Genomic DNA, 6,704 nt, shown 5'->3' with positions numbered 1-6,704 from the left:
GTAAAAAGGGTAAGCAAATGTCCTTTATAGGCTGTCAAAAAGGATGAAAAGTTACACCTACTTTTTGTGAAACCTGAATAAAAAAGGTAAGCTTAAGGAAAAAGTTCTTAGGCTGCAAGAGGTCCAAGTGAACACTAGTATTTGGTTAAAAAAGTGTTAGAGGTTGGATAAAGATAAAGCTAGTAAATTAGCGAGGTGATTGTTGTGTATTTAACGATCAAGGAAACAGCAGAATATCTATCCTTGCCGGAATCTTATATTGAAAAACTTATTCAACAAAAAAAAATTAGAGTGGTTCATGATGGGGAGCAATTTTTAATTAATCGCGAGCAGTTTAACTCCCATCTGGAACAAATGGAAAAAATGAAGAAATTAATAGAGGAATACTTAAATGAACCGATTCCGGAAGATTTAGATGTGAAGGATGAGGATTAATAGAAAGACTAGCATTCTACGCGCTAGTCTTTTTCTCTATTTAATGAGCATTAAAGTAGAAAAACCTTGAATTTTTCGAATATAATAAATGATGTGAACAAAAGACAATTTTAAGGAGGCTCCCCAAAAAAGTGATTACTAAGACTGTAGAAGAAACGATTGAAAAAATTCTTTCGAATACGCAGGTAAAAGAGGGTTTGGAGTTTATTAAACTAGAAAATGAGAGAACCGTTGCGGAGCAAATGGAATTAACCGCGATTCCAGCACCTACTTTTCAGGAAGAGGCACGGGGAGAGGTATACAAAACACGTTTGCTAGAACTTGGTTTGGCAGACGTATCTGTGGATAACTCAGGCAATATTTTTGGAGTACGCAGAGGAACAGGGAATGGGCCGAAACTTGTTGTTTCTGCACATCTGGATACTGTTTTTCCAGAAGGGACAAATGTGGAACCGCAACGAAAGGACGGTAAAATATTTGCACCAGGAATTGCAGATGATGGTAGGGGATTAGCAGTTGTGTTAACGCTAGTTCGTGCTTTAGATGAAGCGAATATCCAAACAAAAGCGGATATTATCTTTTGTGCCACGGTTGGGGAAGAGGGGTTAGGTGATTTACGAGGAGTAAAAGCGCTTTTTCAAAACAGAAAGGATATTGACGGCTTTATTTCTATTGAACCAGGTAATCCGGAACGAACAACTTACCTGGCAACAGGCAGTCACAGGTATCATGTAACCTTTTTGGGACCAGGCGGGCATAGCTTTGGTGATTTTGGAAAGCCAAGTGCTATCCATGCTTTAGGAAGAGCGATTGCAAAAATTTCCGAATTAAAAGTTCCGGATAATCCGAAGACAACTTTTACAGTTGGTACTATAAACGGAGGTACTTCTGTTAATACGATTGCGCAAAATGCCAATATGCTCGTCGATATTCGTTCTACTTCACAGGATGAATTATCGAAATTAGAAGAGCAAATTATTGCTTCGATAAAACAAGCTGCTATAGAGGAAAACAAACGTTGGAATACAGATTCCATTAATGTGGAGTTGGAATTAGTAGGGGACAGGCCTGCAGGTTCGCAAGCACCCGATGCAGTGATTGTGCAAACAGCATTAGCAGCAACAAAAGCTCTCGGTTTTGAGCCAATCCTTGATAATCCGAGCAGCACAGATTCTAATGTACCGATTAGTCTAGGAATTCCAGCGGTCACCCTTGGAGGTGGAGGAGATTTTGGAGGAGTACATACATTAAATGAATTTTTTGATCCAAAGGAAGCTTATTATGGAGTACAAAAAATATTCTTAACAGTATTAGGCCTTGCAGGAGTCCAAGAAGTAAGTGAGCCGCTTTTACCAAAGCGTCAAGGATAATGAACAGTTAATAAATTTATCGGGGGGGATTTGTATGAAATGGATAGATGTCAAACCATATTTACATGTCAGATCTGCTGGGAATCCGGTTTATCATCCAAATGGTGAGGTATTGAGCTTCATAACGAATTATACTGGCCTTCCGCAGGTATGGGAGCTTTGGTCAGATAAAGGGTGGCCATCTCAAACCTCCTTTACAGAAGAGAGAATTATATTTGTAAAATATATATCTGGAACTAAAATGCGAGTCATTGGGATGGATGTTGGAGTAAATGAAAAAGAGCAGCTTTTTTTACTAAGTGAACAGGGTGATATAACTCCATTAACCGATTCACCTGACCATATTCACCATTATGGCGGTAGTTCTCCCGATGGAAAATGGATAGCATGGTCGAGCAATCGCCGTCATCCTACTTACTTTGACCTTTATATTCAAAACATCGAAACCTTGGAAATTCGCCAAGTGTATCAACAGGACGGGACTTATTCCGTTGTTAAATGGCATCCAAATGGTAAATCCCTGCTTATTCAAAGGACACAATCCAATCTCGATAATGATCTTGGCATATTAGAGCTAGAATCTGGAGAAGTAAGATGGTTAACCGAACACGATGGAGAAGCAATATTCCTATCTCCACAGTTTAGTAAGGATGGAAATCAGATTTATGTTCTTTCGAATAAAGATCGTGAGTTTATTGGTTTAGCTGCAATAGATTTAACTACTTCCAATCTCACTTGGTTGGATAAAAGAGAATGGGATTTAGAAGAATTGACATTAAGCAATAATAAAAATCTGCTTGCCTACAGTGTGAATGAAGGTGGAATATCCAAAGGGGTCATCTTTAACCTTTTGGAACAGAAATTTTCTACATGGGATACACCAATTGGTGCCATTACAGAGTTAGCTTTTTCACCGGATGATTCCAAGCTTGCTTATGTTTTCAACGGACCGAAATATCCTTCTGATATTTGGGAACTGGATGTTCATACAAACAAAGCGAAAAGATTGACATTTGTTTCCAAGTCTCCAGTCATTGAAGAACAGTTAGTGGAGCCAGAATTAATTCGTTTTTCATCGTTTGACGGGTTAGAGGTTCCTGCATTTTATTATAAACCTAAGAAGCATGCAGGAAAACTTCCTGTCGTTGTGTTTGTCCACGGTGGTCCGGAAAGTCAGATTAGAGCTGTGTACAATCCTTTCCTGCAGTATTTTCTGAATCGAGGCTATGCTGTCTGCACTCCTAATGTCAGGGGCAGCTCTGGTTATGGAAAGACATATGTCCATTTGGATGATGTCCGAAAAAGAATGGATTCTGTAAAAGACCTAACAGCTTTGGTAGAATGGTTAAAGAATAACGGAAATGCTGACCCTGATAAAATTGCTATTATGGGCAGAAGTTATGGTGGATTTATGGTGCTTGCTGCTATAACTCATTATCCGAAACTTTGGTCTGCAGCTATTGATATTGTCGGAATCTCAAGCTTTAAAACGTTCTTGGAAAATACCGGTTCATGGCGCCGCAAATTGCGAGAGCTTGAATATGGAAGCATTGAAGAAGATGGCGAATTTTTCGATGAAATTGATCCAATTCATCGGACAAAGGATATTACTAGCCCTTTAATGGTTCTTCATGGGGCAAATGATCCTCGTGTTCCGATTGAAGAGGCAGAACAAATTGTAAATGAATTGAAAGAGAGAAATCACCCGGTAACCTATATCCGTTTTGAAGATGAGGGACATTTCTTTGTTAAATTAAAAAATAATATTACAGCCTATACAGCTGTGGCAGATTTTCTTGATCAATATATTGGATTATAGTGAAAAAAGCGATTAAGATAAGATCCTCCTAATTTGATTAGGGGGATTTTTTAGGAATATCTTAATCATTTAGAAACAAGAGATAGAAGGAAACCCGTTAGTTAGCAGAAAATTAATCTTTGCGAGAAAGAAAAAATAGCAATATGGATCAAAAATATTCTCTTTCGGTTCGTTACAATAATTTTGGGGTGAGCGAGTTGTATTACAGCGAAATAACACAAAAAATGGTTTCTTATATCGAAAAAAATCTCACAGAAGATATTCAACTTGACTTTTTTCCTTCCCTTATTGGATATTCAAAATATCATTTATTTAGGGTATTTAAGCAAGAAACGGGGAAATCGATTGGAGAATATATACGTCTAAGGCGTTTAGCATTGGCCTCGTCGCTTCTATTACACACAGATGAATCAATTATAACAATTGCCATCTATTGTCGTTTTCAATCTCAAGAGGCGTTTTCAAGAGCATTCAAAGAAGTATACAACTTGCCGCCTGGAAAATTCCGCAAACTTATGAGAGATATACAAATGGTAAAGGAGGAGAATAATTTGAACACAACAGAAATGAAAGGCTGGGGTTTAAGTGGCTCTAATCCTGAATTGTATGAGTTAAAGATAGACAATAGTATATTTCATTCAGGCACAAAATCAGGTTTGCTTTATACGAAGGGTGAGGCAAATGAACAACAATTTGGGACAATGATGCAAAGTTTCCAAGCGGATAATTACAAAGGAAAAAGAATAAAGATGTCGTGCTTCTTAAAAACAGAACAAGTAACAAAATGCGGTGCTTGGTTTCGTGTTGATAATGGCAATGGCGATACAATTCAATTTGATAATATGGAAAATCGTTCTATACACGGTACAACTGAATGGAACCACTATTCAATTATTTTAGATATACCGGAAGAGAGTTCGTCTATTCACTTTGGTGTTTTACTGATTGGTAGAGGGAAGGTGTGGGCAGACGATTTCCGTTTTGAAGAAGTGGATGATAAAGTTGAGACTACAAACATGCTTTCACAAGATCATCTACTACCTAAACATCCAAGTAATTTAGATTTTAATGAGTAAAGTTGGATTCTAGTAACACTTTTCCTAAGGGAAGGACATAAAGCTCCATATGCTGGGGCTCTTTTTTCTATAAACATATTATTTATAGGAAGGGACACAATATACAAAAAGCGTGGGAGGGATCCAAATGGAATATGTTCCATATGTACAATTAAAAAATGATATGACTCATCAATTAAAAGGACTTATGACGAAATATGATTTGGAGGATATTGGCATCTACGAAGAGGAAGGGATAAGGGATACGTTTTATATGGGGTATACAGTTAGAAAAGATGGTAAAATTTATATGGTAAACATGCCTTATAAAAAGGATCATTACGGCCGCCTTGCATTACAGAATCAGGATTGGACTATTCAGTTCGAAGATGGAGAGTCAAAAGGGTACCAAAGCTTAGATGAGGTATTTTCACATATTAATGATCATTAATAGACGATCAGGCTCAATGGTTTATACTGTTGGGCATTTTTAAATGATGATGAAGGAGATAATAATTTTGATTAGCGGAAACGAAGTAATAAGAATAAGATAAAAAAGGAAAGGCGGGGAAATAGATGCGGACGTTGGAACTCTATAAGAGATATTTGCGGGGAGAACGGTTTAAAAGTGTACGTGATGTAGATTTAAATCATTTATCGGTAAGGCAACCATCTGATTTAATTGCTAACTCCATTATTATGCAGGATATGGCTCGAAAGCATTCAAAAGTCTTACATCAAAATAAAGTACGGAAAGTTTAATGTAGTTTATAGTTGCCCCAGCATTCGTTTTACAATTGGATCGTCCTTACTAACATGGACAGGTTTCACAAATGAATTGGCAGTAGAACGCCCATTTTTCTTATTCGCTTTCATTTCCTTTAATTTTTTCTCCGCACGTTCTTTTACTTTATTAGAGTGGATTGGGATTTGAAAATGGGAATTCATTGTTTACCCTCCTTTCTTTCAATTTTAGTAGACAATCCTCTTTTTGGTCAAGCATTAAGCTAGATCCTCTTCATTATCCTCAGAGGTTAACGCAACCATGTATTCGATGTTTTCTACATTTTTATTTATAATATTATGAAGCAATTCGATTAAATATTTATCAAATATATCGAATTGATGTTGATAACTGCTAAGTACGGTTATAAAAGTATGATTTTCAAAATAAAAATAATATACAAGATAATTTTTCTTTAATAAATTTTCATTATCCGTTTTATTCCTTAATACAGCTTCTCCAGTTTCCCTCGATTCATCTGCTAATTCCTCTATTTGCGGCGGTAGATTATCATCTTTATGCACAATATAGCTAAAAGAAGCATTAAAATGCTGATGATAACCAGCTTGTATTTCATCAAGAAAATACATTAGGGCCTCTTGATAATTGATAACCGTCCCTTCTAAGAAATCAAATAACTTTCCAGCAGCGTCATCACTAGTTAAATAAGCCATTAATTTTGCTTTACCGCCATTAATTTCTACTGTTTGGATTGCCGCTTGTTCTTTATCTTCCACCTCAAATTCAAAATTAAAGAGTTTAAACCGCTTTAAGCGCGTAAAAGCCACAGGAATCATTAAAAAGAGAAGCACCCAAATAATAAGTAAGAAAATACCACGAAAGATGATGTTATTTAAATTAGAATCAATAATGGCATAAGCAACAGTATTCACCCAAGATTCCCCATCAGCATGGGAATTTGTTGGCAGGAAAAAAGCCTTCCATGAATGATGCTTCACTGTATCAATACCATTTATTATAGCTGCAGACAGCATCCAACCAATGATTAATACAATCCCTGTAGAATAGACGTAGGGGGTAATAAAACTAATCCATTGCCATAATGTGCGTTTTTGGTTCATTTCATTAGACGGAACACTCATAGGCATCCTCCAGAATGATACGTTATTGGAAAAAAACACAAATGATATTAGTTTTATTCGCTTGAAAGGGATAAAATTCCTTTTATAAAAATGAAATTTTTAATTTAACAATAAAAATATTATGTAAACTAAATAACA

Annotated in this window: 8 protein-coding genes; 6 read left to right on the top strand and 2 right to left on the bottom strand. The window is 36.4% G+C overall.

Annotated elements, in window-relative coordinates; all coding sequences use genetic code 11:
• Positions 1–204 precede the first annotated feature (204 nt).
• From CWO92_RS19755 to CWO92_RS19730, 6 genes are all read left to right on the top strand, one after another.
• A complete protein-coding gene (locus CWO92_RS19755; protein ID WP_101355930.1) occupies positions 205–435 on the top strand; it encodes an excisionase family DNA-binding protein in 231 nt (76 codons plus the stop codon).
• 131 nt (positions 436–566) lie between these two features.
• Complete coding sequence (locus tag CWO92_RS19750) at positions 567–1,805, top strand: M20/M25/M40 family metallo-hydrolase (protein WP_235851642.1); 1,239 nt, start codon at positions 567–569, stop codon at positions 1,803–1,805.
• A 34-nt stretch (positions 1,806–1,839) separates the two neighbouring features.
• On the top strand, positions 1,840–3,624 hold the full coding sequence (locus CWO92_RS19745) for a S9 family peptidase (RefSeq protein ID WP_101355928.1): 1,785 nt from the start codon (positions 1,840–1,842) through the stop codon (positions 3,622–3,624).
• 197 nt (positions 3,625–3,821) lie between these two features.
• Positions 3,822–4,700 (top strand): helix-turn-helix domain-containing protein, encoded by an 879-nt coding sequence (locus CWO92_RS19740; RefSeq protein WP_101355927.1) that lies wholly within the window; start codon positions 3,822–3,824, stop codon positions 4,698–4,700.
• Positions 4,701–4,827: 127 nt separating this feature from the next.
• A complete protein-coding gene (locus CWO92_RS19735; protein WP_101355926.1) occupies positions 4,828–5,130 on the top strand; it encodes a DUF5634 family protein in 303 nt (100 codons plus the stop codon).
• A gap of 125 nt (positions 5,131–5,255) precedes the next feature.
• Positions 5,256–5,441: a hypothetical protein gene (locus tag CWO92_RS19730; RefSeq protein WP_101355925.1), complete on the top strand. Its 186-nt coding sequence runs from the start codon at positions 5,256–5,258 to the stop codon at positions 5,439–5,441.
• 6 nt (positions 5,442–5,447) lie between these two features.
• Here CWO92_RS19730 and CWO92_RS19725 read toward each other — a convergent pair whose 3' ends face one another.
• Both CWO92_RS19725 and CWO92_RS19720 read right to left on the bottom strand, forming a co-directional pair.
• Positions 5,448–5,627: a hypothetical protein gene (locus tag CWO92_RS19725; protein ID WP_101355924.1), complete on the bottom strand. Its 180-nt coding sequence runs from the start codon at positions 5,625–5,627 to the stop codon at positions 5,448–5,450.
• 54 nt (positions 5,628–5,681) lie between these two features.
• Complete coding sequence (locus CWO92_RS19720) at positions 5,682–6,566, bottom strand: hypothetical protein (protein ID WP_101355923.1); 885 nt, start codon at positions 6,564–6,566, stop codon at positions 5,682–5,684.
• Positions 6,567–6,704 lie beyond the last annotated feature (138 nt).

It is taken from the genome of Heyndrickxia camelliae (assembly GCF_002844575.1).
Taxonomy (GTDB): Bacteria; Bacillota; Bacilli; order Bacillales; family Bacillaceae_C; genus Margalitia; species Margalitia camelliae.
This window is presented reverse-complemented; position numbering and strand designations above follow the sequence as displayed.